Raw genomic sequence first — 26,739 nt, forward strand, 5'->3', positions numbered from 1 at the left:
ACCGACGCCTGCGTCAGACAGGCCGGTTGAGCGGCTGGTACGGCGAGACGACGACCTCGACGCGCTGGAACTCCTTGAGGTCGGAGTAGCCGGTCGTGGCCATGGCCCGTCGCAGGGCGCCGATGAGGTTGAGCGTGCCGTCGGCCGTCCGGCCCGGGCCGAACAGGATCTCCGAGAGCGTGCCGGCCGTCCCCACGCGCACGCGCTCGCCGCGGGGCAGCTTCGGGTGGTGCGCCTCGGGGCCCCAGTGCCAGCCCCGCCCCGGCGCCTCGGCAGCGCGCGCGAGCGCCGCACCGAGCATCACGGCGTCCGCGCCGCACGCGATCGCCCGCACCAGGTCGCCCGAGCGGCCCACGCCGCCGTCGGCGATCACGTGCACGTACCGGCCGCCGGACTCGTCGAGGTAGTCCCGCCGGGCGGCCGCGACGTCCGCAACGGCGGTCGCCATCGGCGCGTGGATGCCGAGCGACGTCCGGGTGGTGTGCGCCGCGCCGCCACCGAACCCGACGAGCACACCGGCCGCGCCGGTCCGCATGAGGTGGAGCGCCGCGGTGTACGTCGACGCGCCCCCGACGACGACGGGAACGTCGAGCTCGTAGATGAACCGCTTGAGGTTGAGCGGCTCCGCGCGGCCCGACACGTGCTCGGCCGAGACCGTCGTGCCGCGGATGACGAACAGGTCCACCCCGGCGTCCACGACGACCTGCGAGAGCTCCTGGGTGCGCTGGGGCGAGAGTGCTCCGGCGACGGTGACGCCCGCGGTCCGGATCTCCTTCAGGCGCAGCGTGATGAGCTCCGGGTTGATCGGCGCCGCGTAGATCTCCTGCATGCGGGCCGTCGCGGCGTCGACGTCGAGCTCCGCGATCTCGGCGAGCAGCGGCTCGGGCGACTCGTAGCGCGTCCACAGACCCTCGAGGTCGAGGACCCCGACACCGCCCGCGTGGCCGAGCGCGATCGCGGTCGCCGGGCTCATGACCGAGTCCATGGGTGCGGCCATGACCGGGACCTCGAAGTGGTACGCGTCGATCTGCCAGCCGACCGAGACCTCCTCCGGGTCACGCGTGCGCCGCGAGGGCACCACGGCGATGTCGTCGAAGGAGTACGCGCGGCGACCGCGCTTTCCGCGCCCGATCTCGATCTCGTTGCTCACGGGTCCAGGCTACCGGCGCACGGGACAACGTCCCACGCCCGCCCGGAGTGCGGTCCCCGTCGGCGCGGCTCAGCGGGGGTGTCGGCGCCCGGTGGCATCCTGGCGGTGGTCGGGCCGCGAGGCACCGCACGCGGACGACGACGACGGGACGCCGATGAGCTGGATCGAGGGGCCGCTGCTCGGCTTCGACACCGAGACCACGGGCGTCGACGTCGACGTCGACCGGATCGTCACGGCCGCCCTGGTCCGACGCGACGCGTCGGGCACGCACATCCGCACGTGGCTCATCGACCCGGGGGTCGAGATCCCCGCGGCCGCGAGCGCGATCCACGGCATCACCACCGCCCACGCGCACGCGCACGGGGCCCCACCGGTCGTCGCGCTCGAGGAGATCGCGACGCTGGTCGCGGCCGCCTTCTCCGACGGCATCCCGGTCGTGGCCTTCAACGCGTGCTACGACCTGTCCATCCTCGACGCGGAGCTGACCCGGCACAGCCTCGCCACGGTCCCGGACCGCCTCGGCCGGCCCGCCGCGCCGGTCCTGGACCCGCTGGTGCTCGACCGGCACGCGGACCGCTACCGCCGCGGCAAGCGCAAGCTCGTCGACCTGTGCGGCGTCTACGAGGTGGGGACGGGGTCGCTGCACTCGGCAGACGTCGATGTCGTGGCCACGCTCGACGTGCTCGCGCGCCTGGTCGAGCGGTTCCCGGACCTCGCCGAGCTCGACCTCGCGGCGCTGCACGCCCGGCAGGTCGCCGCCCACCGCGCGTGGGCCGAGGAGTTCAACGTGTGGCGCACCGGTCAGGGTTTCGCCGGACCGGGTGCCGACACCGACTGGCCCACGCGCACCCCGGTCACTGCCGTCGCCACGCTCTGACCGAGCAGCTCGTGCGCGGCGCAGCCTTTCGAGGGGTGCAGCCGGTCGAAGGGGCCAGCCGGTCGAGCTGCTAGCGGGTCGAGTAGTTCGGCGAGTCGGAGATCATCTGCACGTCGTGCGGGTGGGACTCCTTGAGCCCCGCCGGCGTGATCCGCACGAACTTGCCGCGCTCCTGCAGCGCCGGGACCGTCCGCGCCCCGACGTAGAACATCGACTGGTGCAGGCCACCGACGAGCTGGTGCGCGACGGCCGCGAGGGGACCGCGGTACGCGACCTGGCCCTCGATGCCTTCGGTGATGATCTCGTCGTCGGACAGGTCGCCCTGGAAGTAGCGGTCCTTGGAGTACGAGCGGCGATCGCCGCGCGACTGCATCGCCCCGAGCGACGCCATGCCGCGGTAGCGCTTGTACTGCTTGCCGTTGACGAAGACGAGGTCGCCGGGCGACTCCTCGCAGCCGGCGAGCAGCCCGCCGAGCATCACGGAGTCCGCTCCCGCGACGAGCGCCTTGGCGATGTCCCCCGAGTACTGGAGGCCGCCGTCGCCGATGACCGGCACGCCCGCCGGCTTGCACGCGAGCGACGCCGCATAGATCGCGGAGATCTGCGGGACGCCGACGCCCGCGACGACACGCGTCGTGCAGATCGAGCCCGGGCCGACGCCGACCTTCACGGCGTCCACGCCCGCGTCGACGAGGGCCTGCGCGCCGTCGGTCGTCGCGATGTTGCCGCCGATGATCTGGACGCCCCGGGTCGCCGGGTCGGACTTCAGGCGGCGGACCATGTCGAGCATGAGGCGCGCGTGCCCGTTCGCGGTGTCGACGACCAGCACGTCCACCCCGGCGTCGACCAGGGCCAGGGCCCGGTCCCACGCGTCGCCGAAGAACCCGACGGCCGCGCCGACCACGAGGCGTCCCTCGCCGTCCTTCGTCGCGAGCGGGTACTGCTCGGACTTCACGAAGTCCTTGACCGTGATGAGCCCGCGGAGCATCCCGTCGCCGTCGACGAGCGGCAGCTTCTCGACCTTGTGCTTGGCCAGCAGCGCCGCGGCGTCCTCCCGGGCGATCCCCACCGGAGCCGTGATGAGCGGCATGGCCGTCATCACCTCGCGGACGCGGAGCACCGGGTAGTCGCTCGCAGCGACGAACCGCAGGTCCCGGTTCGTGATGATCCCGAGGAGCCGGCCGGACGCGTCGACGACCGGGAGCCCCGAGACCCGGTACTTGCCGCACAGCTCATCGAGCTCGGCGAGAGTCGCCTCGGGACCGACGGTGACGGGGTCGGTGATCATGCCCGACTCGGAGCGCTTGACGAGGTCGACCTGGTGGGCCTGGTCGTCGATCGACAGGTTGCGGTGCAGGATGCCGACACCGCCCTGCCGGGCCATGGCGATCGCCATGCGTGACTCGGTGACCGTGTCCATCGCCGCAGAGACCAGCGGGATCGCGACGGAGATCTCGCGCGTCAGGCGCGTGGTCGTGTCGACCTCGCTCGGGATGACGTCGGTCTCGCCCGGGAGCAGCAGCACGTCGTCGTAGGTCAGGCCGACGTAGCCGAAGGGGTCCGAAGCCGGAGCGGGTGAGTCAGGGTGTCCGAAAGCCATGCGCCGATGATACGTCGGCGCCCAGGACGGTCAGCGGATGAGTCCGCGGCGCAGCGCGATGGCAACGGCCTGCGCGCGGTCGGCCGCACCGAGCTTGCGGAACAGCCGGCGCGCATGGGTCTTGACGGTGTCCTCGGACAGGAACAGGTCCGCGCCGATCTGGGAGTTCGAGCGCCCGTTGCTCATCCCGACGAGCACCTCGACCTCCCGCTTCGTCAGCGCGAGCTCCTCGCGCGCCGGCTGCTGGACCGGCACCTCGACGAGCGGTCGACCGACGACCGGGCCGGGGTCGATGTGCGACGCGAGGCGCTCGGGGTCGGCGACGACGGGGCTCGCGAGGACGTGCGCCGCGACGGCCGCGAGCTCGGCGCGTCCGACGTCGGGCGCCAGGTAGCCGCGGGCGCCGAGCGCGACGGCGCGGTCGAGGGCGATCTCGTCGCCCGGGACGGCCAGCATGACGATCGACGCGGTGCTGGTGATCCCCCGCAGGCGGCGGATCGCCTCGACGGGACCCTGCCCGGGCAGGTGCGCGTCGAGCAGGACGATCGTCGGCGGGTTGCGCCGGGCGAGCGACATCAGCTCGTCCAGCGACGCGGCCGCACGGACCGGCGCGAGCGAGGGCACGCCGACAGCCGTCAGGACCAAGCGCTCGCGCACCACGGTCGAGCCGTGACAGATCACGACTCCGGCCATCGAACCCTCCTCTTGGCTCCGGGTGCCCGTCGCCGTCATCTGTCTATCGACGCACGGAGCCGCAACGTTAGTCCGCCGAACGGGTGATAGGCAGGAGATGTCCCCACGCGCTGCGGGGTCGGTGCGGGGCCGAGACGGGGCCGGATCGGGCCGGAGGGGCACACGACCGGTCAGGTGCTGACCGCGAGGACCTCGTGCAGCAGGCCCGTGAACGAGCGTGCCCGGTGGACCAGCCGGCCGAGCGGCAGGTCGGCCGCCGCGCCGTCGGGCAGGACGACGAACTGCGGCACGTCCGGCTGGGCCTGCGCCAGGGCGACGATGACGGTGAGGTCGGCGTCGGCGCGGTCGGTGACGAGGACGATGGCCGCCGGCCTCGTCATGGCGGCGATCTCGACGGTGCGGTGCGGCTCGACCGGCCCGGCCACGACGCGGGCGTCGACACCACGGACTGCGAGGGCAGCGGCGAGCACGTGGAGCGAGAGCGGCCTCGGCTCGTCGGGCGCAGCGAGGAGCAGGACCACGCGCCGGCCGGCGACGTGCGTGCGGGCGAGCGGGGTGCTGCGGTTCCGCAGCGCCGCGAGGACGGCCGCCACGACGATCGTGTCGGCCTCTTCCCCGGACCGGGCGAGGACCGTGCGCGCGGCCAGCCCGGCCCGGACGGGTTCGACCAGCTCGAGCCACCACGTCTCGACGAGCACGTCGGACGGCGGCGTCAGCAGGGCCCGGCAGGTGGCCTCGTCGCCCCGCAGCGCGGCGTCGATGACGAGGGTCGGGGTGACCTCCTGCGTGCGGGCGCGCACCAGGGCTCCGGTCGCCGAGCCCGCGCCTCCGACGGTGCCGTGCCCGTCGTCGTGCGGCGCGCCGCCCGCAGCCTGCCCATGGCCCAGCCCGTCGCCGTGCGTGTCGCTCTCGCGTGCCAGCCGGGCCGCCTCGGACGGGGCGACCCCGTCGATCGTCAGTCCGCGCATCACGAGCAGCCGGTTGACGTCCTCCGCCGTGTAGCGGCGGTGCGAGCCGGCAGCGTGCGCCGACGGCCCGAGCCCGTACCGGCGGTCCCAGGTCCGCAGGGTCGCAGGCGCCACGCCGAGGCGGCGCGCGACGGCCGCCACGGTCAGCGCGGGGACCTGCCGTGGGGTGCGGTTCTGGATGCGCATCGGCGCGAGCTCCGTCACGGTCGCCGCTGCGTCTCCCGGAACGAACCCCGGGACGAGCCCCGAGGCGGCCGACGGCGCTGCCGCGTCGTCGCCGTCGCGGGGAGCCATGGCTCGATTCTGCACAACTTGTGACGCGATCGCCAACGGCCGCGTCCCGCGTGGTCGATTCGGTCCGATTGAAGCGGTTGTGACCGGAGACTTGAACAACTTCTGACGCGCTTGTATGGTCATCACCACAGGCACGCACGACCGACGTTCCGAAGAGTCGCCGATCCCCCTGTGGGCCCGGCGCCAAGTCAAGGAGGACCGATGGCTGAGATCTCGCGACTGCCCGGACCGGTGATGGACCTGTGGGAGTGGCAGTTCGAGGGTGCGTGCCGCGAGGCCGACCCGACGCTGTTCTTCCACCCCGAGGGCGAACGAGGATCCGCGCGTCGACGCCGCGCCGAGGCCGCCAAGGCCATCTGCGCGACCTGCCCGGTGCTCAAGCAGTGCCGCGACCAGTCGCTCGCGGTCCGCGAACCCTACGGCGTCTGGGGCGGGCTCTCGGAGGACGAGCGCGCCGCGATCCTCGCGAAGCCGGTGCGTCGGGCGGTCTGACGCTCAGGACGCCGAGCTCCACAGCTCGTGACATGACGAAGCCCCTCCCGGCCAGGCCGGGAGGGGCTTCGTCATGAGTTCGCGCTACTTGACGACGATCGCCAGGATGTCGCGAGCGGAGAGGATGAGGTACTCCTCGCCGTCGTACTTGACCTCGGTGCCGCCGTACTTGCTGTAGATGACCTTGTCACCGACGGCGACGTCCAGCGGGACGCGGTTGCCGTTGTCGTCGACGCGGCCGGGTCCGACAGCCAGGACCTCGCCCTCCTGGGGCTTCTCCTTGGCGCTGTCCGGGATCACGATCCCGGAAGCGGTCGTCTTCTCCGCCTCGAGCGCCTTGACGACGATCCGGTCCTCGAGCGGCTTGATGGAGACCGACACAGCGGACCTCCCCTTCACGTGTGAGTGCTTCAGTGATGTCTGGTGCCGTTCCGTGCAGGCCGACCGCCGTCGCGGGGGTCGGTGGGCCTCTCGGTTCGGTTGGCACCCTCCAGGGGAGAGCGCCATCGACCACTCTATGAACCGGTTAGCACTCGGTCAAGGCGAGTGCCAGCGTGAGGACCGTCTGACCGGCCGGGGCCTGGCCCGAACCTGTCGGTGGAGGCGCCCCGCGGCCTGCAGCGTGGAAGGATCGCCCGCATGGACGCCACCGGCCTCGCCAAGCTCATGAGCCCGACGGGCTGGGCGCTGCTGAACGCGTTGCCGCCCTACGACGAGCGGGCGACCCTCGCGCTGTCCGAGCGCCTGCACCGCGACGGCGTCGACCCTGACCTCGTCGCCGCCGCACTGACCCAGTCACGGCTGCGAGCCAAGGCCCACGTCAAGTTCGGCGACTTCGCCGACGGCATGCTCTTCACCCCGGCCGGGCTCGAGCAGTCCACCCGCCTCCTCGTCGCCGCGCACCACGCCCGGCGCTACACCGACGCGGGCGTCACGAAGCTCGCCGACCTCACGTGCGGCATCGGGGCCGACTCGATGGCCTTTGCGAGCATGGGCCTCACGGTGCTGGCAGTCGACACCGACGAGGTCACGGCAGCCGTCGCGACCGTCAACCTCCGTCACTTCCCCGAGGTCGAGGTCCGCCACGGCGACGGGCTCACGATCGACCTCACGGCCGACGGCGTGGACGGGGTCTACGCGGACCCGGCGCGACGCACGACGGGCGGCTCGCGCGTGTTCGACCCTGCCGCCTACTCGCCACCCCTGGACACCCTCCTCGGGCTGCGCGCGAGCGTCCCTGCCCTCGGCCTCAAGCTCGGCCCGGGCCTGCCGCACGCGGCGCTCCCCGACGACGCCGAGGCGCAGTGGGTGTCGGTCGAGGGCGACGTCGTCGAGGTCGGGCTCTGGTTCGGCCCGCTCGCCCCCGACGGTCCCGGGCGCAGCGCCCTCGTGCTGCGCGCCGGTGGGACCCACGTCGTGCGGGTCGGCCCGCAGGGCCCGTCCGTGCCCGACGTCGGACCGGTCGGCGCCTACCTGTACGAGCCGGACGGAGCCGTGATCCGGTCCGGGCTCGTGGGCGAGGTCGCGGCGCAGGTGCAGGGCCGGCTCGTCGACAGGACGATCGCCTACGTGACGTCCGACGTGCTGCACCCCACCCACCTCGCGACCGCCTACCGGGTCCTGGACACCATGCCGTTCGGGCTCAAGCGCCTGCGGACCTACCTCCGCGGGCGCGACGTCGGGCGCCTGACGATCAAGAAGCGCGGCACCGCGGTCCTGCCCGAGCAGCTGCGCGCCCAGCTCGACCTGCACGGCGACACCGAGGCGACGATCGTCCTCACACGCGTCGCTGGCTCGCAGCAGGTCCTCCTCGTGGAGCCGGTCGCATGAAGACTCTCGCGCTGCCGTTCGCGACGTCGGGCCGCTCGTCGGTCGGGCTCGAGTGGGAGCTCGCGCTCGTCGACTCCGACTCGGGCGACCTGCGTCAGGTCGCCCAGACGGTGCTCGACGCGGTCCGACCCGCGGGCGGTGGCGAGCACCCGGCGATCCGCCAGGAGCTGCTGCTCAACACCGTGGAGGTCGTCTCGGGCGTCTGCCGCACCATCGGCGAGGCGGGCGCCGACCTGCAGCGAGCCATCGAGGAGGTCCGCGTCGTCACGGACCCCCTGCGGGTCGAGCTCATGTGCGCGGGCACGCACCCGTTCGCCCGCTGGACCCAGCAGAAGGTCACCGACAAGCAGCGGTACGCGACCCTCATCGACCGCACGCAGTGGTGGGGCCGGCAGATGCTCATCTACGGCGTCCACGTGCACGTCGGCATCGAGGACCGCGACAAGGTGCTGCCGATCTCCAACGCGCTGCTGACGTGCTTCGCGCACCTGCAGTCGCTGTCCGCGTCGAGCCCGTTCTGGGGCGGCCAGGACACCGGGTACGCGTCCAACCGCGCGCTCATGTTCCAGCAGCTGCCCACGGCCGGGCTGCCGTTCCAGTTCGACCGCTGGGACCAGCTCGAGGGCTACGTCGCCGACATGATGCACACCGGCGTGATCGACCAGTTCGACGAGGTGCGGTGGGACGTGCGCCCCTCGCTGCGGTTCGGCACGATCGAGACACGCATCTGCGACGGCTCGTCGAACCTGCTCGAGGTCACCGCGCTCGGCGCGCTCACGCACTGCCTGGTCGAGCACTTCTCGACGATGCTCGACCGCGGCGAGACCCTGCCGAGGATGCAGCCCTGGTACGTCCAGGAGAACAAGTGGCGCTCGGCGCGCTACGGCATGGACGCGATCATCATCACGAACTCTGCCGGCGACGAGGAGCACGTGACCGACGCCGTCGAGCGGCTCCTCGTGGAGCTCGCCCCCGTCGCGGAGCGTCTCGGCTGCTCGACCGAGCTCGACAACGTGCGCGTGATCCTGCGCCGGGGCGCGTCCTACCAGCGGCAGCGGGCTGTCGCCCGGCGCAACGCGGGGGCGCTCGATGCCGTCGTCGCGGCGCTCGTCGCCGAGATGCGCGCGGGCCGGCCGCTGTAGCCGGGCGCTCCATTCGGCCGTTGTTGCCGGCCGCTGCAGCCAGCGCAGACCGACGCCGCCGTCCCTAGACCCGCACCGTCTCGAGCGGCATCGAGGAGTCCACGGGCAGGTCGAGCGAGGACGGCGCGAGCCCGCGGCGCACGACGGCGGCCCCGAGCGCCGCGATCATCGCGCCGTTGTCGGTGCAGAAGCGGATCGGCGGGATGCGCAGCGCGATGCCCGCCTCGGCGCAGCGGATCGCGGCGAGCTCGCGGAGCTGGGAGTTGGCGGAGAAGCCCCCGCCGATCACCAGCGTGCGCACGTCGTGGCGTCGGCACGCGGCGATCGTCTTGGCGGTCAGCACGTCGGCGACGGCGGCCGCGAACGAGGCCGCGACGTCGTTCAGCGGGATCGGCTGCCCGACGTCCGTGCGCGCCTCGACCCAGCGAGCCACGGCGGTCTTGAGCCCGGAGAAGGAGAAGTCGTACGCGTGCTTCTCCTGGTCCTTGGCGGCCGTCAGCCCGCGCGGGAACCGGATCGCGGTGGGGTCGCCCTCGCGGGCCAGCCGGTCGATGTGCGGGCCGCCCGGGTAGGGCAGACCGAGCAGGCGTCCGACCTTGTCGAACGCCTCCCCCGCGGCGTCGTCGAGCGTCGAGCCGAGCTCGGTGACCCCGGTGACGACGTCGTCGACGAGCAGGAGGCTCGAGTGCCCGCCCGAGACGACGAGTGCCATCAGCCGCTCGGGGAAGAGCCCGTCGACGAGCTCGTCCACCGCGGCGTGCCCGATGACGTGGTTGACCCCGAAGAGCGGCTTGCCGAGCCCTAGCGCGAGCGCCTTGGCGGCCGAGGCGCCGACCGTCAGGGGTCCGACGAGCCCGGGCCCCGCGGTGACGGCGATCGCGTCGACGTCCGCGAGACCGACGCCCGCGGTCGCCAGTGCGCGCTCGATCGTCGGGATCATCGCCTCGAGGTGGGCGCGCGAGGCGATCTCGGGGATGATCCCGCCGAACCGCGCGTGCTCGTCCATCGAGCTCGCGACGACGTCGGCGAGCAGCTCGCTGCGGTCCGCGTGCGCGCGGACGAGCGCGACGCCGGTCTCGTCGCAGGACGTCTCGATCCCGAGCACGAGCGGGGCGGCTGTCATGCCGTCCAGGATAGGCGGGCAGGCCCGCGTGACATGCGTCACCAGCGCGGACGGAATGGGGCGCGGGGAGTTGACGCTTCAACCACCATGACGATCGAGACCACTGACCTGTCCGAGCTCGACTTCCCGACCGATCTCGAGGCGGCCCCGCTGTCGATCGGTGACGACGTCGCCGACCTGCTGTTCCGCGAGGCGCGCACCGTGAACACGTTCGCCGACGACGACGTGCCCGACAGCGCCGTCCGCGCGGCCTACGACCTGGTCCGGTGGGGCCCGACGGCGATGAACACCGTGCCGCTGCGCCTGCTCCTCGTCCGGACGCCCGAGGCCCGCACGCGTCTCGCCGCGCACATGAACGAGGGCAACCGTGACCGGGTCCTCGCCGCGCCCCTGACGATCGTCGCCGCCGCCGACACGAACTTCCACCACCACCTGCCGTTGCTCGCGCCGCACGCGGTCGGCATGGTCGACAGGTTCGAGGGCGACGCCGGCTCACGCACGGGCCTCGCCCGGCAGTCCGGCCTCATCCAGGTCGGCTACCTCATCACCGGGCTGCGCGCAGCCGGGCTGCACGTCGGTGCGATGGGCGGGTTCGACGCCGCGGGCATCGACGCCGAGTTCTTCGCCGAGAACGGCTGGCAGTCGCTGCTCGTCCTCAACGTCGGCCAGCCTGCGGTCGAGGACGCGACCCGCCCGCGCGCGGAGCGCCTCGCGTTCACGGACGTCGCCCGGACCGTCTGACCGTCGCTAGCGCGGATCGGGCCCCGTCGTCACCGCACGGTCGGGGTCGGCGGACCACTGCGACCAGGAACCCGGGTACAGCGCCGCCTCGACACCGATCGAGGCGAGCGCCGCGACCTCGTGCGCTGCCGTGACCCCGGACCCGCAGTACACCCCGACCGGCGCCGGCCCCGGCACACCCAGCGCGGCGAACCGGTCCCGGAGCGCCTGCGCACCCAGGAACCGGCCGTCCGCGTCGCGGTTGTCGGACGTCGGCGCCGACACCGCGCCGGCGATGTGCCCCGCCCGGGGGTCGACGGGCTCGACCTCTCCCCGGTACCGCTCCCCCGCTCGCGCGTCGAGCAGCACCCCGGCCGATGCGAGCCCGGCCGCCTCGTCGGCGTCGAGCGTCGCGAGCGCGCCCGGGACGAGAACGACGTCTCCGGCGGGCGGGGTCACCTCGCCCGTCTCGAGCGATCCACCGGCGGAGAGCCAGTCAGCAAGCCCGCCGTCGAGCAGCCGGACTCCCCGCACGCCGGCCCACCGCAGGAGCCACCAGGCACGCGCCGCGGACATCCCGCCGACCGCGTCGTACGCCACGACCGACCCACCCGCTCCGACTCCCCAGCGCCGGGCAGCCGCCTCGAGCGCGGCGACGTCCGGCAACGGGTGGCGGCCGTCCGCGGGCGTCGCCGGCGCAGCGAGCTCGGTCTCCAGGTCCACGTACACCGCGCCCGGCAGGTGACCCGCGAGGTACTGGGCGTGGCCGTCGCTCCGGCCCAGCGCCCAGCGGACGTCGAGCAGGACCGGGACGTCCCCGCTCGCGATCTGCGCGGCGAGCTGCTGTGCCTCGACGAGGACTGCCGTCCGTGCGGTGTCGCCGGTGCTCACGAGATCTGCTCCTTGTCGTCGTCGCTCGGTGCGGGCGGTGCTGCCGGTGCGGGCGGGTTGCTCAGCGCCAGGCTCATCGTCCAGGCGTCGACGTTCTCCGGCTGGTAGTACCCGCGCCGACGCCCCATCCGCACGAAGCCTGCCCGCTCGTACAGCCGCAGCGCCGGGTCGTTGTCGACCCGGACCTCGAGGTAGACGTTGGCCGCACCGACCTCGCGCGCATGTCCCAGGAGCGCCGCGAGCAGGGCAGAACCGACGCCGCGCCGCTGGTGCCCGGTGGTCGTACCGATCGTCATGACCTCGGCGTCGACGCCGTCGAACGACAGCCCGGCGTAGCCGACGAGCTCCCCGGTCGCGACCTCATGCCCACCGACGTACCAGCGCCCCGGTCCTTCGAGCTCCTCCGCGAGCGCTGCGCGCGACCACGCGCCCGCACCGAAGAGCTCGCGTTCGAAGCGGTCGAGGACGGGCAGGTCCGCGCGGGTGAGCGGGCGCACGACGACGCCCGGGGCCAGCTCGGTCACCCGAGGACGCGCTTGCGCGCCGTCGGCGGCACGACGTCGGGCCGACGCAGGTACAGCGGCTCGGTCGACAGGGCCGCACCCGGGTCGGACGCGAGCCGGCGCAGGGCGAGGCGAGCGAGCTCGGTCGGGTCCGGGTCCAGAGGAGCGCCCGCGGTCAGGGGGAGGTCGTCGGGGTAGAGCGTCGCGCCACGGCCGACGACGACGACGCCGGCGACACCGTCCGCCGCGACGGCCGCCGGGTGGTCGACCCCGGGTCCGGCCACGAGCTCGATCGCGCGCTCAGGATCGGTCGCCGCCCCGGTCACCCGGTACCGGGCCCAGTACACCTCGCGGCGGCGCGCGTCGGTCACGACCAGCACGTCGGTCCCGACCGCGAGCGCCAGGTCACGCACGGCCTGCGCCGCGATCGCGTCGAGGCTGCAGACGCCGTGCACCGGCACGCCCAGGGCCAGAGCGAGCGCTCGCGCGGTGACGAGCCCGACGCGCAGCCCGGTGAACGGCGCGGGACCGGTGCCGGCGACGACGGCCGTGACCGCCGTCCGGTCCACGCCGGCCTCGGTGAGGACCTCGTCGATCAGGGGAGCGAGCAGCTCCGCATGGCGCCGGTGCTCCTGCACGGAGCGTGCTGCGAGGGTCCGGCCCGAGCCGTCAGTGAGAGCGACCGCGACCGCAGCGGAGGTGTCGAGTGCGAGAACAGCCACGGCCCCAGCATCCCACTGTCAGGAGGGCAGGCGGATCCCTGCCCAGCGGGCCCCGACCGCGCGCACCGTGACGGTGCGCGTGCCACCCGCGGGGTCCTCCTCGGGTGCGTCCCCTCCGTCGGCCTCGACCAGCGCCGCGCCGCGGGGACGATGGATCGAGAGCTCGAGGCGGTCCGAAGCGAGAGACTCGACCAGCCCCTCACCCCACTCGACGACCGTGACGGAGTCCTCGAGGCTCGTGTCGAGGTCGAGCGCCTCCACCTCGTCGAGCGAGCCGAGCCGGTACGCGTCGACGTGCACGAGGGCCGGCCCCGCCTCGCCGGGCGTGCTCGCCTCCCCCGCGGCTCCCGAGGTCGCTGCGACCCCCGGCAGCGGCGGGTGGACGCGCGCGATGATGAACGTGGGCGACGCGACCTGCCCGCGCACCCCGAGACCCGCACCGATGCCCTGCGTGAGGGTCGTCTTGCCGGCACCGAGGTCACCCGTGAGCACGACGAGGTCGCCCGCCCGGAGCACCGCCGCGAGCGCACGGCCGTACCCGCGTGTCGCGTCGGCGTCGGCGAGCTCGACGGTGACGGGCGAGGGGTGCCCGGCGGGCAGCTCCTGGTCCGGCCCGGTCGACGCGGTCATCGGCCGACCGCCCCGATCGCCGCGGTCGGCGTGGCCACGTCGTCGTCCGTGGCCGGCGTCTCGCTGTCCACGTGGACGCGCGGCACCCGCGACCCGAGCCGCGTGACGATCTCGTAGCTGATGGTGCCGGCCGCCTCCGCCCAGTCCTCGGCGGTCGGCCCGCCGTCGGCCCCGGTGCCGAACAGCTCCACACGGTCGCCCGCGACCTCGCGCGCCCCGGGACCGAGGTCGAGCACGAACTGGTCCATGCACACGCGACCGGCGACCCCGAGCCGCCGCCCGCCGACCTGGACAGGCGCGCCCAGCTGGCCGGCTGACCCCGACGCGTGCCGCGGGATCCCGTCGGCATATCCGAGCGGCACGACGCCGAGCGTCGTCGCGCCGGGCGTCACGTAGGCGTGCGCGTAGGACACGCCCTGGCCGCCGCCCACCGTCTTGACCGTCGCGAGCTCGGCCTCGAGCGTCATCGCGGGCACGAGACCGAAGTCCGCCGGCCCGCCGAGCTGCGGGACGGGCGACAGGCCGTAGACGGCGATGCCGGGTCGCACGAGGTCGTAGTGGACGGCGGGGTTGGTGAGCGTCGCCGCCGAGTTGGCGAGGTGCCGGACCTCGAGGCGCGCGCCCAGGGACTCTGCGAGCGCGACGGCGCCGGCGAACACCTCGGCCTGGGCGAGCACGGTCGGGTGGCTCGGCTCGTCGGCGAAGGCGAAGTGCGACCAGATCCCGACAACGTCGAGGACCCCCTCGGCCTGCAGGCGCAGGGCAGCGTCGAGCAGCGCCTCGAGCCGGTCGGGGGTGACGCCGTTGCGACCGAGCCCGGTGTCGACCTTGACGTGCACGCGGGCGGTGCGCCCGGCGCGGCGGGCACCGTCGGCGACCTCCTCGAGCGCCCAGGGCGCCGCGACGGACACGTCGATGTCCGCGGCGACGGCCTGCTCGAGGGGGGCGCCCGGTGCGTACAGCCAGGTGAGCACGCGAGCGTCGAACCCGGCGGCCCGCAGCGCGAGCGCCTCGCCGATCTGCGCCGTGCCGAGCCAGGTGGCGCCACCCTCGAGGGCAGCGCGCGCCGCGGGGACGAGGCCGTGCCCGTAGGCGTCGGCCTTGACGACGGCCATCACCTGGGCGGTCGGTGCGTGCGCCGCGAGGGCCCGGACGTTGCCGCGGATCGCGGCCAGGTCGACGACGGCACGCGCGGGGAAGTTGCTCACGGGTCCAGTCTCCCACCGGCGCCGGACCGGTCCGGTGGCCGTTCCGCGCGCGCCCCCGGACCGCGTCGCGCTCGCCCGCGGCACCTCACGGCACCGGAACGACGACGTCGGCCCTCGCGCGCGTCGCCGCCACGAGCTCGGCGTTGCGCTGGTCGGGGCCGTGCGCCCAGTCGCGCGCGGCGGCCGGCGCCTTGCCGAACTGCTCGTGCCGGGCGACCAGCCGGGCGAGCCGCTGCACCTCTGGCTGCTCGGCGAACCACACCTCGTCGAGCAGCTCGGCGACCGGCCCGAACCCGTGCGAGTCCAGCAGCAGGTAGTTGCCCTCGGTCAGGACGAGCGGCACCTCGGCGGGCACTCCGATCGCCCCCGCGACGGCGTTGTGCAGCTCACGGTGGTACTCGGGCGCGTAAACGGTCACCTCCGCGACCGGCGCTCGCAGCCGCCGGAGCAGGGCGACGTAGCCCGCGGCGTCGAACGTGTCGGGGGCACCCTTGCGATCCGCGCGGCCGAGCCGCTCGAGCTCGCTCTGGGCCAGGTGGAACCCGTCCATGGGCACCACGACGCACCGTCCCGGGAAGGCCGCGGCGACCGCGGCGGCGAGCGTCGACTTGCCTGCTCCGGGCGCCCCGACGATCCCCAGGATCCGGCGCGGGCGGGCGTCCATCAGCGCGGCGACGCGCACGGCCAACGAGTCCTCGAGCAGCACGCGCCCAGTCTGCCCGGTGCGAGCCCCCTCGCGCGGACGCGTTCAGCCGCGGTCGGTGGAGGTCAGTCGAGGTCGCCGCGCAGGACGGCCGCGATCGTGGCGGGCAGGGCGTCCGCGACCGCGAGCGCCGCGACCGGACCGCCAGGGTTCGCGCGGTCGGCCGCGCGCCCGTGCACGAGCGCGGCCGCCGCTGCGAGCGCCGCCACGAGCGTCGGGTCGGCGACGACGTCCTCCGCACGGCCGGCCAGGAGGGCTCCGAGCAGTCCCGTGAGCACGTCGCCCGCACCGGCCGTCGCGAGCCACGCGGGAGCCTCCGCCTGGGCGTACACGGCACCCTGCGGTCCGACGACGACGGTCACCGCGCCCTTGAGCAGCACCGTCGCGTGCGTGAGCTCGTGCACGCGACGCGCCCAGCGCAGCGGCTCGGCCTCGACCTGGGCGCGGTCGACGTCCTCGCCGCGCGCACTCAGCAGCGTCGCGAGCTCGCCCGCGTGCGGCGTGAGGACGACCCATGGCGCGAGGCGTTCCGGAAGGAGCGCGAGACCTCCGGCGTCGACGACGGCGGGCAGCTCACGGGCGAGCGCCTGCGCGAGGCCGTCCCGGACCCGGTCCGCCTGCGCGCTGTCGCCCGGGTCGACGCCTGGCCCGAGGGCCCAGGCCTGCACCCGCCCGTCGCCCGCGACGACCTCAGGCCGTGCTGCGAGGACCGTGGCCGTGACGCCCGGCGAGCCCAGGAACCTGACCATGCCGGCGCCTGCCCGGACCGCCGCACTGACCGTCAGGACCGCCGCGCCGGGATAGGTGGGCGTGCCCGCGACCACGCCCAGGACCCCTCGCGTGTACTTGTGCGAGCTCGCCCTCGGTACAGGCCACAGCCCGGCGACGTCGTCCGTCTCCAGCCGTGCCACCAGCGGGCGCGCGCCCGTGAGGTCCAGCCCGATGTCGACCACGTCGAGGCGTCCGGCGAGCCCGGCGGCGGGCGGCAGCAGCAGGCCGGCCTTGGCCGCACCGAACGTCACCGTGACGTCCGCGGGCAGCACCGCACCGAACCCGTCCGGCCCGTCGCCGCGATCGTCGGCGCCACGGCGGGCGCGACCCTCCACGGCGTCGTCGTCCCGCGGCACGTCGCCGGCGTCGACACCGATCCCGCTGGGCACGTCGACCGCGACGACGATCGGTCCGGAACCCCGCCCACCTGCGCTCTCGTCCGCCATCAGCTCCCCGAGCAGCCGCACGACCTCCGCCGCGGGCCCCCGCAGCGCCCCGCGGGCCCCGATGCCCAGCAGCCCGTCGAGGACGACGTCAGCGGCGTACGCGTCCGCGATCGCGTCGCCCGCCCACACGCGGGGGCCCGGGCCGCCGTCGGCCACCGACACGATCCGCCCCCCGGCCGCGCGCAACGCGGCGAGCCCACCGGGGTGCACGCGGTCCGACGTCGCGACGGCCAGGACGCCGGCACCGCGACGCGCGAGCAGCGCACCGGCATGCAGGGCGTCGCCGCCGTTGTTCCCGGCACCGACCAGCACGACGACGGAGGCCCCGACGACCCGCCCCCGCCGCGCGCGCAGCTCGGCTGCGACCCGCACCGCGAGTGCGAACGAGGCGCGGTCCATGAGCGGCGCACCGGCTGCGAGCAGGGGCTCCTCGGCGGCGCGCACGGCGTCCGAGGCGAAGGCGAGGATCACGTCTCCCATCATGCCGCCGCCCGGCCCGCGCACGGGCGGCACGCGCGCCGACCCCGCGTGCGGCGAGGTACGTTCGGACCATGCGCTTCGGACTCTTCATCCCCCAGGGTTGGCGTCAGTCCCTCACCGGGATCCCCCCGCAGGACCACTGGAAGGTCATGCACTCGCTCGCGAAGCACGCCGACGACGGCGACGCCTTCGAGTCGATCTGGGTGTACGACCACTTCCACGCCGTGCCCGAGCCCAACGGCGAGGCCACCCATGAGGCGTGGAGCCTCATCAACGCGTACGCCGCCAGCACCACGCGCGTCCGGCTCGGCCAGATGTGCACGTGCATGGCGTACCGGAACCCCGCCTACCTGGCCAAGGTCGCCGCGACGGCCGACATCATCTCCGGCGGCCGCGTCGAGATGGGCATCGGGGCCGGCTGGTACGAGCAGGAGTGGCGCGCGTACGGCTACGGGTTCCCGCGCGCGGGCGAGCGGATCGCGATGCTCGAGGAGGGCGTCCAGATCTTCAAGCAGCTGTGGACGAACGGGACCGCGACGCTCGACGGCGTGCACTACAAGGTCGACGGCGCGCAGCTGTCCCCGCTGCCCCTGCAGGTCGACGGCCCGCCCCTGTGGATCGCCGGCGGCGGGGAGAAGAAGACCCTGCGCATCGCCGCCGAGCACGCGGCGTACACGAACTTCGACGGCTCGCCCGAGGGGTTCGCGCACAAGTCGGCGATCCTGCGCGGGCACTGCGACGACATCGGCCGCAGCTTCGACGAGATCACGCGCTCGGCCAACTTCAACGTGGTCATCGGCAGCACCCAGGCCGAGGTCGACGACCGCATCGCCTGGATCGAGGAGCACTACAGCCTCACGGTCCCGGACAAGGCGCCCGGCGTCGCCGAGGAGTTCCGCAAGGGGCCCCTCGTCGGCACCCCGGAGCAGATCGTCGAGAAGCTGCGCGAGCTCGAGACGCTCGGCATGACCTACGCGATCACGTACTTCGCCGAGGCCGCCTACGACCGCTCGGGCATCGAGCTGTTCGAGCGCGAGGTCGTCCCGGCGTTTCGCTGAGGTCTGACGGGGCGCGCCACGGCCGGCGCGCCCCGTCAGGCTCCGCCGACGCGGGTCACGACCGACGTGCGGCTCAGTCGCTCTCGGCGACGACGACCGCCGACGCGATGCCGGCGTCGTGCGAGATCGACAGGTGGAACCGGGTGACCCCGAGCTCGGCCGCGCGCGCCGCGACCGTGCCTCGCGTCTCGACGACCGCCTGACCGCCCGACACGCGGTGCACCGTCGCGTCCTGCCAGCTCATGCCCGCCGGCGCGCCCAGGGACTTCGCGATGGCCTCCTTCGCGGCGAACCTCGCGGCGAGCGACGCGGGCGGAAGGTCACGCTCGTCCGCGGTGAACAGGCGCGTCCGCAGCCGCGGCGCGCGCTCGAGCGTCGCGAGGAAGCGCGCGACGTCCACGACGTCGATGCCGACGCCGACGATCACGCGAGGTCGCTCACTCGACCGTGACGGACTTCGCCAGGTTGCGCGGCTGGTCGACGTCGAGCCCGCGGGCCGTCGCGAGCTCGCACGCGAAGAGCTGCAGCGGCACGACCGTGAGCAGCGGCGCGAGCAGGACCGGCGACTGCGGGACGTAGAACACCTCGTCGGCGAACGGTCGCACGGCCTCGTCGCCGTCCTCGGCGATCACGAGCGTCCGGGCCCCGCGCGCGCGGATCTCCTGGATGTTCGAGACCACCTTGGAGTGCAGCGAGTCCCGGCCGCGCGGCGACGGGACGATGACGAACACGGGCTGTCCGGGTTCGATGAGCGCGATGGGACCGTGCTTGAGCTCCCCCGCCGCGAACCCCTCGGCGTGGATGTACGCGAGCTCCTTGAGCTTGAGCGCACCCTCCATCGCGACGGGGAACCCGACGTGCCGGCCGAGAAAGAGCACCGACGTCGTGTCGGCCATCCACCGGGCGATCTCGCGGACGCGACCGGCCCGGTCGAGGACGAGCTGGATCTTGGCGGGCATCAGGCGCAGCTCGTCGAGAATCGCCGAGATCTCGTCGGGGAACTTGTTCCCGCGCAGCTGCGCCAGGTAGAGCCCCAGGAGGTACGCGGCGGTGATCTGCGCCAGGAACGCCTTGGTGGAGGCGACGGCGATCTCGGGCCCGGCGTGCGTGTAGAGGACGGCGTCGGACTCGCGCGGGATCGTCGAGCCGTGCGTGTTGACGATCGCCAGGACCTTGGCGCCCTGCTCGCGCGCGTGCCGGACCGCCATCAGGGTGTCCATCGTCTCGCCGGACTGCGAGATCGCGACGACCAGGGTCTTCTCGTTGACGACCGGGTCGCGGTACCGGAACTCGTGCGCGAGCTCGACCTCGACCGGGATGCGGCACCAGTGCTCGATCGCGTACTTGGCGACGTGCCCGGCGTAGGCCGCCGTCCCGCACGCGATGACGATGATCTTGTCGATCGAGCGCAGCACGGACTCGTCGATGCGCAGGTCGTCGAGGACGAGGTGGCCCGCGAGGTCGGTGCGCCCCAGGAGGGTGTCGGCGACCGCCTTCGGCTGGTCGTGGATCTCCTTGTCCATGAACGAGCGGAAGCCGCCCTTCTCGGCGGCGGCGGCGTCCCAGTCGACGGTGTAGCGCCGTCCCTGGGCCGGGCCTCCGGCGAAGTCGGTCACGACAACCGACGTCGGCGTGATCGTCACGACCTGGTCCTGGTCGAGCTCGAGCGCGTCCTTCGTCTGGGCGATGAACGCCGACACGTCGGACCCCAGGAAGTTCTCCCCGTCGCCGAGCCCGACGACGAGGGGCGAGTCGTGGCGTGCACCGACGACGACGTCGGGGACGTCGGCGTGCACCGCGAGGAGGGTGAACGTGCCCTGCAGGCGCTGGACGACAGCGGTCAGCGCGGCCGTGAGGTCGCCGTGCACGTCGTACGCGCGAGCGAGCAGGTGCGCCACGACCTCGGTGTCCGTCTCGGACGTGAACGTCGTGCCGGCGGCGAGGAGCTCCGCCTTGAGCGCGACGAAGTTCTCGACGATGCCGTTGTGGATGACCGCGACCTTGCCGACGACGTGCGGGTGCGCGTTGACGTCGGTGGGACCGCCGTGCGTCGCCCAGCGCGTGTGGCCGATGGCCGCGGTGGAGGCGGGCAGCGGGTCGAGGTCGAGCGCCTCGATGAGGTTGACGAGCTTGCCGGCCTTCTTGGTGACGGCGAGCTTCCCGTCGCCGGTCCCGGTCAGCGCGACGCCTGCGGAGTCGTACCCGCGGTACTCGAGGCGCCGCAGTCCCCCCAGGACGACCTCGAGAGGGCGCCCGTTGGGCTGCTGGCTGCCGACGTATCCGACGATTCCGCACATGGCGGGGAGTCTACCGGCGTGACGCGGCGGGCCAGGCACGTCGCCCCAGCCCGCTGCGCACGCCGCTCACGTGTTCTGTCGGGCCAGCCCGCCCGCCCGCCCGCCGATCGTGCACAATCGGTGCGTGCCTCACAGTGCCGACTCCGTCCCGTCGACGCCGTACGTCGAGCTCGACCGGCAGGCGTGGACCCGGCTCTCGGCGTCCACCCCCCTGCCGCTGACCGACGCCGACGTCACCCGCCTGCGCGGTCTGGGCGACCCGATCGACCTCGCGGAGGTCGACGCGATCTACCGCCCGATCTCCCGTCTCCTGGATCTGTACGTCGCCGCGACCCGCGGGCTGCACGAGGCGTCGAGCACGTTCCTGCGCGAGGACACCGGGAGCACCCCGTTCGTCATCGGCGTGGCCGGCTCGGTCGCCGTGGGCAAGTCGACGACGGCGCGCCTGCTGCGCGAGCTCATGGCACGCTGGCCCGCCACCCCCCACGTCGAGCTGCTCACCACGGACGGCTTCCTGTACCCGAACGCCGAGCTCGAGCGTCGCGGCCTCATGGACCGCAAGGGCTTCCCCGAGTCGTACGACCGTCGCGCGCTCGTCCGGTTCGTCTCGAGGGTCAAGGCGGGCCGCCCCGAGGTCCGGGCCCCCGTCTACGACCACCTCACCTACGACATCGTCCCGGGCGCCGAGGTCGTCGTGCGGCGCCCCGACGTGCTCATCGTCGAGGGGCTCAACGTCCTGCAGCCCGCACGGCCCGCGGCCGAGGGCACGTCGAACCTCGCCGTCAGCGACTTCTTCGACTTCTCGATCTACGTCGACGCCCGCACGCCGGACGTCCGCCAGTGGTACGTCGACCGCTTCCTGTCGCTGCGGAACACGGCGTTCGCGCGGCCCGAGTCGTTCTTCCACCGGTACGCGTCGTTGTCGGACGACGAGGCCGTGGAGCGGGCCGAGGGGATCTGGGACGCGATCAACGCGCCCAACCTCGTGCAGAACATCCTGCCGACCCGCAGCCGCGCGACGCTCGTGCTCACGAAGGGCGCCGACCACGCGGTCCAGCGGGTGCGCCTGCGCAAGCTCTGACATCCGCACCGCGGCGACGGAGGAGCAGGGTCAGCCCGCGGTGGGCCCGACGGTCGGGCTGACCGTGGCGCGCGACGCCGCGAGATGTACCCGGTAGTGCGCGACCTCGATCTCGGTCAGCGCGGCGACCGCCGTGCGGACCCCCGCCGTCGGAGCCCCGCACGCGTCGACGGGTGGCGCCGGACGGACCGCCCTGCCGAGCGCGTCCACGAGCCACAGCTCGGACGCCGCGGCGTCGCTCGCCGGGCACAGCTGGTCGCCGCTCGACGTCGGGCGCGGCGCGGCGAGCGCCGCCAGCAGGGGCGCGAGGTCACCCTCGAGGTGGCGCACCGTGATGGCGTCCCACACGCCCTGGGCGTCGGTGAGCCGCTCACCGGCCCTGCACTCCACGACGCCGACGGGCTCGAAGCCCACCGGGACGGCGCCCGGCTCGGGCACGTCGGGGTGCGAGGTCGCGGACAGCTCTCGTGCGTCCGGACGCAGCCCGAGGTCGTTGATGACCTGCGGTGCCAGGCAGTCGGCAGCCGACGCGATCGTTGCGGGTGAGGCGTTCGGCGACGTACCGGTGGCGCAGCCCGCCAGCAGCGTCACGGCGGCGACGGTCACGAGGCGCCCAAAAGTCCGGCCACGCATGTCTCACCACCTCGGTCTCGTCCGTCGGCATGCACCCCACGAGGAGCGGGCTGACGGCCACGACGACGACCTGCGGAGCGGTGCAGGGGACGACCACGTTGTGCCCCCGGCGTCGAGCGTAGGCACGACTGGTGGCCGCAGACCGCGGCGAGACCAGATCGTTAGCCGCCAGCACGGATCGTTGCGTGGACGTGACCGTCGGCGCCGACCTGGGCTCGACGCGATGTGACGATCGGGACCTACGTACCGGCCGCCGGACGCGGCTCCGTGGCCGGCGCCACGGTCCCCGCACCTGGGTCCGCGGGCCGGCCGGGCGCGGGCTGCTCGGCCCGCCTCTGGTCCAGCGCGACCGGCTCGTCCCCCGCGGGCAGGAACCGGCGCAGCGCCCAGTCGATCACCAGGCCGACGACGACCCCGACAGCGATCCCGACAGCGATGGCGACGACGGGGTGCCCCTTGAGCCAGGCCCCCGCGCCGATGCCGATCGCGGTGCCGTACGCCGCCCACGTGAGGCCGGCGAGCGCGGTCAGACCGACGAACCGGCGCCGGGGGAAGCCGAGTGCGCCGGCGGACATGTTGACCGCGACCCGGCCGATCGGGATGTACCGCGCTGCGAGGATGAACGACGACCCGCGGTGCGCGAGCGCGTTCTCGGCCCACGCGAGCGCCTTGCGCCCGTTGCGTCCCCGGAACAGCCGCAGGCTGTGCAGGTCGACCTTGGTGCCGATCGTGTACGCGATCTGGTCGCCCGTGAACGCGCCGAGCGCAGCGACCGGGATCAGCAGGGCGATCGCCGGCGCACCGGTCGACGCCGAGAGCGCCGCGAGCCCGATGACGACCGACTCGCTCGGGATCGGCGGGAAGAACCCGTCGATCGTGGCGAACGCGTACAGCGCGACGAAGACCCACGGCGAACCGGCGAGCGCAAGGATCCAGTGCTCGAGCACCGTGCATCAGCTCCAGGGATCGGGTGGGTGGGGACCGGTCGGGACGTCGATCTCTACGGTAGGGCGGTGCGGGTCCGCGCGGAACACGGCATGACCCTGAACCGACCCTTGCCTGTCCCTGACCTGACCCTGCCCTGCGGCGGGGCAGCGCGTCGTCCCCCCGGCGGATGACGTGGGCCGCGGGGCCTGTCCACCGGACGACGGACGCCCGACGCCCGTGGCCTGCGTCAACCCGTGCACGTCACGCCAGGTCGAAGCCGAGCTCTCGCGCCGCCGTGACCGGTCGTGGCTCGCTCGCCCAGTGGGCACCGAGCCGGTCCGAGGCCGCGAGCGACCGCAGCCGCGCCCGGTCGAGGTAGAGCGTCCCGCCGAGGTGGTCGGTCTCGTGCTGCACGATGCGCGCGGGCCACCCCGTGACGACCTCGTCGAGCGGGGCGCCCGTCTCGTCGGCGCCGGTGAGCCGCACGGCCCGCAGGCGCGGCACCACCGCCTGGTAGCCGACGACGCTCAGGCAGCCCTCGTAGAAGTCGACGCGCTCGTCGTTCCCCGCGAGGGGCTCGTACCGGGGGTTGACGAGCACCCGGAACCCCAGGACGGGCCGCTCCCGCACGCGCTCGATCTCGGCGTCGACCGTCCCCGGGTCCTCGATCACGGCGATCGCGAGCGGCAGCCCGATCTGCGGGGCGGCGAGACCCACGCCGGGAGCCAGACGCATCGTGCGCTGCATGACGGCCACGAGCTCCGCGAGCGTCGCGTCGTCCAGCTGCCCGTCGTACAGCTCGGACGTCGCGCGCAGCACGGGGTGCCCGACCTGGACGATGCCGACGGTCCCGGTCGGGGACTGCGCGGCCTCGACCAGCAGCGCCTCGACGATCCCCCGCACGGCGGAGGCGGGAACGCTCACAGCGCGAGGCGGTCGCGGACGATGTCGGCCAGTCTTCCGGCGATCCGGTCCGCATCGGGCTGGCTCGCGGCCTCGACCATGACGCGCACGAGCGGCTCGGTGCCCGACGGTCGCAGCAGCACCCGACCTGTCTCGCCGAGCTCGACCTCCGAGGTCCGCACCGCCTCGGCGAGGACGTCGTCCGTCGCGGCGCGCGCGCGGTCGACGCCCGAGACGTTGACGAGCGTCTGCGGCAACCGCTGCACGGTGGACACGAGCTTGGCGAGGTTACGGCCGGTGCCGGCGACGCGCGCGGCGAGCTGGAGAGCCGTGAGAACGCCGTCGCCGGTCGTGGCGTGCTCCGCCATGATGACGTGGCCCGACTGCTCACCACCGAGCGAGTAGCCGCCGGCGCGCATCGCCTCGAGGACGTACCGGTCGCCGACACCGGTGACGAGCGTGCGGATGCCCTGGGCCGTCATCGCGAGGCGGAGGCCGAGGTTGCTCATGACGGTCGCGACGAGCGTGTCGTCCACCAGCCGACCGCTCTCCCGCATGGCGATCGCGAGGACGCCCATGATCTGGTCGCCGTCAACGAGCCGGCCCGTGTGGTCGACCGCGAGGCAGCGATCGGCGTCCCCGTCGAACGCGACGCCCAGGTCCGCCTCGGAGGCGACGACGACGGCCTGCAGCTGCTCGGGGTGCGTCGAGCCGCACTTCTCGTTGATGTTGCGCCCGTCGGGCGAGGCGTTGATCACGACGACGTCCGCGCCTGCGGCCCGCAGGGCCTCCGGACCGACCGCGCTCGCGGCTCCGTTCGCGCAGTCCACCGCGATGCGCAGGCCCGTGAGGCCCACGTCGATCGTGGAGACGAGGTGGTTGACGTAGGACGTGCCGGCGCTGCCGTTGTCGAGCCGGACCCGCCCGACATCCGCACCGACCGGGTGCGCCCACTCCTGGCCGAGCAGGTCCTCGATCTCGATCTCGAGGTCGTCGTCCAGCTTGAGCCCGCCGCGCGCGAGGAACTTGATCCCGTTGTCGGGCATCGCGTTGTGCGAGGCCGAGAGCACCACGCCGAGGTCGACGCCGAGGGTGGCCGTCAGGTAGGCGACCGCGGGCGTCGGCAGCACGCCGACGTCGAGCACGTCGACGCCCGCGCTGGCCAGGCCGGCCGCCACGGCGGCGCTGAGGAACTCACCGGACACGCGCGAGTCGCGGCCCACGATGGCCCGCGGGCGGTGCCCGACGAACTGTCCCTGCGCGGCGAGCACCCGCGCGGCCGCGACCGACAGCCCGAGCGCGAGCTCGGCGGTCACGTCGCGGTTGGCGAGGCCTCGGACCCCATCGGTCCCGAACAGTCGACCCATCAGCAGACTCCTTCGTCGTTCCCGCGCAGCTGCTCGTGCAGTCGCCCGTGCCCCACCCTCGTCCGTTCCGGCGCCCGACCGCTCGTCACACGGTACGACGCCGTGACATGCCGATGGCTCCGAAGGTCGAGGTGACCTTCGGAGCCATCGGGCCCACGCGCAGGGATCAGCGCTTGGAGTACTGCGGTGCCTTGCGGGCCTTCTTCAGGCCGGCCTTCTTGCGCTCGACGACGCGCGAGTCGCGCATCAGGAAGCCGGCCTTCTTCAGTGCCGGGCGGTTGGCTTCCTCGTCGATCTTGTTCAGCGCACGGGCGATGCCGAGACGCAGCGCGCCGGCCTGCCCGCTGACGCCGCCGCCGGTGATGCGGGCGACGATGTCGAAGCGACCCTCGACGTCGACCAGCTTCAGCGGCGAGTTCACGAGCTGCTGGTGCACCTTGTTCGGGAAGTAGTCCTCGATCGTGCGACCGTTGATCTTCCACTGGCCGGTGCCGGGGACCAGGCGCACGCGTGCGATGGCCTCCTTGCGACGGCCGAGCGCCTGGGCGGGCGCCGTGATGCTCTGGCCGCGGCCCGTGGGGGCAACCGTCTCAGAGGTGTAGCTGGTGGGCGTGTCGTCGCCCTCAAGGTCGATGTCGACCGTGGTCTCGGCCACTGGTGGTGTCCTCGCGTCCTGTGTCGTGAATGCTGGCAGTGGCCGAGGCCTACTGCGCTACCTGGGTGATGACGAACGGCTTGGGCTGCTGGGCCGCGTGCGGGTGCTCCGAACCGACGTACACCTTGAGCTTCGAGAGCTGGGCACGTGCGAGCGAGCTCTTCGGGAGCATGCCGCGGACGGCCTTCTCGATCGCGCGCTCGGGGTGCTTCTCGAGGAGCTCGGCGTAGGTGGTCGCACGCAGACCGCCCGGGTAGCCCGAGTGACGGTAGGCGAGCTTGGTCTCGCGCTTGTTGCCGGTGAGGGCGATCTTCTCCGCGTTGATGACGATGACGAAGTCGCCGCCGTCGACGTGAGGAGCAAAGGTCGCCTTGTGCTTGCCGCGCAGCAACGTGGCCACGTGGGTGGCCAGGCGACCCAGGACGACATCGTTCGCGTCGATGATGTGCCAGGTCCGCTCGACGTCGCCGGGCTTCGGGGTGTACGTGCGCACGGTCTAAGCCTTCGTTTCGTATAGCTGGATGTGTCCACAGCGATGGCCCGCAGGAGGCGGACCCGCCGATGAGTGCTGTCGG

At 73.5% G+C, this 26,739-nt stretch carries 28 protein-coding genes; 7 read left to right on the forward strand and 21 right to left on the reverse strand.

Annotated elements, in window-relative coordinates:
- Positions 1-13: 13 nt before the first annotated feature.
- Positions 14-1,150 (reverse strand): GuaB3 family IMP dehydrogenase-related protein, encoded by a 1,137-nt coding sequence (locus tag DDP54_RS04365; RefSeq protein ID WP_109130706.1) that lies wholly within the window; start codon positions 1,148-1,150, stop codon positions 14-16.
- Between the two features lie 154 nt (positions 1,151-1,304).
- Here DDP54_RS04365 and DDP54_RS04370 point away from each other — a divergent pair, with 154 nt between their 5' ends.
- On the forward strand, positions 1,305-2,027 hold the full coding sequence (locus DDP54_RS04370; protein WP_109132351.1) for an exonuclease domain-containing protein: 723 nt from the start codon (positions 1,305-1,307) through the stop codon (positions 2,025-2,027).
- Between the two features lie 70 nt (positions 2,028-2,097).
- Here DDP54_RS04370 and guaB read toward each other — a convergent pair whose 3' ends face one another.
- The 3 genes from guaB to DDP54_RS04385 all read right to left on the reverse strand — a co-directional run bounded on the left by guaB (position 2,098) and on the right by DDP54_RS04385 (position 5,582).
- Positions 2,098-3,627, reverse strand: a complete 1,530-nt coding sequence (guaB, locus tag DDP54_RS04375) for an IMP dehydrogenase (RefSeq protein WP_109130707.1) — start codon at positions 3,625-3,627, stop codon at positions 2,098-2,100.
- A 30-nt stretch (positions 3,628-3,657) separates the two neighbouring features.
- Positions 3,658-4,320 carry a response regulator transcription factor gene (locus DDP54_RS04380; protein WP_109130708.1) on the reverse strand — a complete coding sequence of 221 codons (663 nt, stop codon included), beginning with the start codon at positions 4,318-4,320 and terminating at the stop codon, positions 3,658-3,660.
- Between the two features lie 170 nt (positions 4,321-4,490).
- The gene (locus tag DDP54_RS04385) at positions 4,491-5,582 is read right to left on the reverse strand and encodes a MerR family transcriptional regulator (RefSeq protein WP_242448220.1); all 1,092 of its coding nucleotides are present in this window, start codon (positions 5,580-5,582) and stop codon (positions 4,491-4,493) included.
- Between the two features lie 201 nt (positions 5,583-5,783).
- Here DDP54_RS04385 and DDP54_RS04390 point away from each other — a divergent pair, with 201 nt between their 5' ends.
- Positions 5,784-6,074: a WhiB family transcriptional regulator gene (locus tag DDP54_RS04390; RefSeq protein WP_109130709.1), complete on the forward strand. Its 291-nt coding sequence runs from the start codon at positions 5,784-5,786 to the stop codon at positions 6,072-6,074.
- An 84-nt stretch (positions 6,075-6,158) separates the two neighbouring features.
- Here the strand turns inward: DDP54_RS04390 and groES are convergent, their stop codons facing one another.
- A complete protein-coding gene (groES, locus tag DDP54_RS04395) occupies positions 6,159-6,455 on the reverse strand; it encodes a co-chaperone GroES (protein ID WP_109130710.1) in 297 nt (98 codons plus the stop codon).
- A 258-nt stretch (positions 6,456-6,713) separates the two neighbouring features.
- On the opposite strand from groES, the gene DDP54_RS04400 reads away from it, so the two are divergent.
- Positions 6,714-7,904 (forward strand): class I SAM-dependent methyltransferase, encoded by a 1,191-nt coding sequence (locus DDP54_RS04400; protein ID WP_109130711.1) that lies wholly within the window; start codon positions 6,714-6,716, stop codon positions 7,902-7,904.
- Positions 7,901-9,046 carry a glutamate--cysteine ligase gene (locus tag DDP54_RS04405; protein WP_109130712.1) on the forward strand — a complete coding sequence of 382 codons (1,146 nt, stop codon included), beginning with the start codon at positions 7,901-7,903 and terminating at the stop codon, positions 9,044-9,046. The genes DDP54_RS04400 and DDP54_RS04405 overlap by 4 nt, the downstream gene beginning before the upstream one ends.
- A gap of 64 nt (positions 9,047-9,110) precedes the next feature.
- Here the strand turns inward: DDP54_RS04405 and tsaD are convergent, their stop codons facing one another.
- Entirely contained in the window at positions 9,111-10,169 is a 1,059-nt protein-coding gene (gene tsaD / locus DDP54_RS04410) for a tRNA (adenosine(37)-N6)-threonylcarbamoyltransferase complex transferase subunit TsaD (RefSeq protein ID WP_109130713.1), read from the reverse strand.
- Positions 10,170-10,256: 87 nt separating this feature from the next.
- Between tsaD and DDP54_RS04415 the strand changes: the two genes are divergently transcribed.
- Positions 10,257-10,910, forward strand: coding sequence for a malonic semialdehyde reductase (locus DDP54_RS04415; RefSeq protein WP_109130714.1), 654 nt, complete (start codon positions 10,257-10,259; stop codon positions 10,908-10,910).
- A 6-nt stretch (positions 10,911-10,916) separates the two neighbouring features.
- Here DDP54_RS04415 and DDP54_RS04420 read toward each other — a convergent pair whose 3' ends face one another.
- The 7 genes from DDP54_RS04420 to DDP54_RS04450 form a co-directional block, all read right to left on the reverse strand.
- A complete protein-coding gene (locus DDP54_RS04420; RefSeq protein WP_109130715.1) occupies positions 10,917-11,780 on the reverse strand; it encodes a sulfurtransferase in 864 nt (287 codons plus the stop codon).
- Positions 11,777-12,304, reverse strand: a complete 528-nt coding sequence (gene rimI, locus DDP54_RS04425; RefSeq protein WP_109130716.1) for a ribosomal protein S18-alanine N-acetyltransferase — start codon at positions 12,302-12,304, stop codon at positions 11,777-11,779. Before rimI ends, DDP54_RS04420 begins: the two co-directional genes overlap by 4 nt.
- The gene (gene tsaB / locus DDP54_RS04430) at positions 12,301-13,005 is read right to left on the reverse strand and encodes a tRNA (adenosine(37)-N6)-threonylcarbamoyltransferase complex dimerization subunit type 1 TsaB (RefSeq protein ID WP_109130717.1); all 705 of its coding nucleotides are present in this window, start codon (positions 13,003-13,005) and stop codon (positions 12,301-12,303) included. Before tsaB ends, rimI begins: the two co-directional genes overlap by 4 nt.
- Positions 13,006-13,023: 18 nt before the next feature.
- Entirely contained in the window at positions 13,024-13,635 is a 612-nt protein-coding gene (locus DDP54_RS04435; RefSeq protein WP_109130718.1) for a tRNA (adenosine(37)-N6)-threonylcarbamoyltransferase complex ATPase subunit type 1 TsaE, read from the reverse strand.
- Positions 13,632-14,843: an alanine racemase gene (gene alr, locus DDP54_RS04440; protein WP_109130719.1), complete on the reverse strand. Its 1,212-nt coding sequence runs from the start codon at positions 14,841-14,843 to the stop codon at positions 13,632-13,634. Before alr ends, DDP54_RS04435 begins: the two co-directional genes overlap by 4 nt.
- Before the next feature lie 85 nt (positions 14,844-14,928).
- Positions 14,929-15,546, reverse strand: coding sequence for a nucleoside/nucleotide kinase family protein (locus DDP54_RS04445; RefSeq protein ID WP_277949597.1), 618 nt, complete (start codon positions 15,544-15,546; stop codon positions 14,929-14,931).
- A gap of 65 nt (positions 15,547-15,611) precedes the next feature.
- On the reverse strand, positions 15,612-17,243 hold the full coding sequence (locus DDP54_RS04450; protein ID WP_242448221.1) for a bifunctional ADP-dependent NAD(P)H-hydrate dehydratase/NAD(P)H-hydrate epimerase: 1,632 nt from the start codon (positions 17,241-17,243) through the stop codon (positions 15,612-15,614).
- Positions 17,244-17,314: 71 nt separating this feature from the next.
- Between DDP54_RS04450 and DDP54_RS04455 the strand changes: the two genes are divergently transcribed.
- Complete coding sequence (locus DDP54_RS04455) at positions 17,315-18,301, forward strand: LLM class F420-dependent oxidoreductase (RefSeq protein WP_109130721.1); 987 nt, start codon at positions 17,315-17,317, stop codon at positions 18,299-18,301.
- A gap of 73 nt (positions 18,302-18,374) precedes the next feature.
- Here DDP54_RS04455 and DDP54_RS04460 read toward each other — a convergent pair whose 3' ends face one another.
- Both DDP54_RS04460 and glmS read right to left on the reverse strand, forming a co-directional pair.
- On the reverse strand, positions 18,375-18,728 hold the full coding sequence (locus tag DDP54_RS04460; RefSeq protein ID WP_109130722.1) for a holo-ACP synthase: 354 nt from the start codon (positions 18,726-18,728) through the stop codon (positions 18,375-18,377).
- 10 nt (positions 18,729-18,738) lie between these two features.
- Positions 18,739-20,598, reverse strand: a complete 1,860-nt coding sequence (gene glmS, locus DDP54_RS04465; RefSeq protein ID WP_109130723.1) for a glutamine--fructose-6-phosphate transaminase (isomerizing) — start codon at positions 20,596-20,598, stop codon at positions 18,739-18,741.
- Positions 20,599-20,722: 124 nt separating this feature from the next.
- Here glmS and coaA point away from each other — a divergent pair, with 124 nt between their 5' ends.
- Positions 20,723-21,679 carry a type I pantothenate kinase gene (coaA, locus tag DDP54_RS04470; RefSeq protein ID WP_109130724.1) on the forward strand — a complete coding sequence of 319 codons (957 nt, stop codon included), beginning with the start codon at positions 20,723-20,725 and terminating at the stop codon, positions 21,677-21,679.
- A gap of 30 nt (positions 21,680-21,709) precedes the next feature.
- Here the strand turns inward: coaA and DDP54_RS04475 are convergent, their stop codons facing one another.
- From DDP54_RS04475 to rplM, 6 genes are all read right to left on the reverse strand, one after another.
- Positions 21,710-22,312 carry a hypothetical protein gene (locus DDP54_RS04475; RefSeq protein ID WP_146192359.1) on the reverse strand — a complete coding sequence of 201 codons (603 nt, stop codon included), beginning with the start codon at positions 22,310-22,312 and terminating at the stop codon, positions 21,710-21,712.
- Between the two features lie 239 nt (positions 22,313-22,551).
- Positions 22,552-23,259, reverse strand: coding sequence for a DedA family protein (locus DDP54_RS04480; RefSeq protein ID WP_109130726.1), 708 nt, complete (start codon positions 23,257-23,259; stop codon positions 22,552-22,554).
- A gap of 241 nt (positions 23,260-23,500) precedes the next feature.
- Positions 23,501-24,133, reverse strand: a complete 633-nt coding sequence (locus tag DDP54_RS04485; RefSeq protein ID WP_242448430.1) for a peptide deformylase — start codon at positions 24,131-24,133, stop codon at positions 23,501-23,503.
- A gap of 26 nt (positions 24,134-24,159) precedes the next feature.
- Positions 24,160-25,509: a phosphoglucosamine mutase gene (gene glmM / locus DDP54_RS04490; RefSeq protein ID WP_109130727.1), complete on the reverse strand. Its 1,350-nt coding sequence runs from the start codon at positions 25,507-25,509 to the stop codon at positions 24,160-24,162.
- A gap of 166 nt (positions 25,510-25,675) precedes the next feature.
- Entirely contained in the window at positions 25,676-26,164 is a 489-nt protein-coding gene (rpsI, locus tag DDP54_RS04495; RefSeq protein WP_109130728.1) for a 30S ribosomal protein S9, read from the reverse strand.
- A 49-nt stretch (positions 26,165-26,213) separates the two neighbouring features.
- Positions 26,214-26,657 (reverse strand): 50S ribosomal protein L13, encoded by a 444-nt coding sequence (gene rplM, locus DDP54_RS04500; RefSeq protein WP_109130729.1) that lies wholly within the window; start codon positions 26,655-26,657, stop codon positions 26,214-26,216.
- Positions 26,658-26,739: the final 82 nt, after the last annotated feature.

The organism is Cellulomonas sp. WB94 (genome assembly GCF_003115775.1).
GTDB lineage: Bacteria > Actinomycetota > Actinomycetes > Actinomycetales > Cellulomonadaceae > Cellulomonas_A.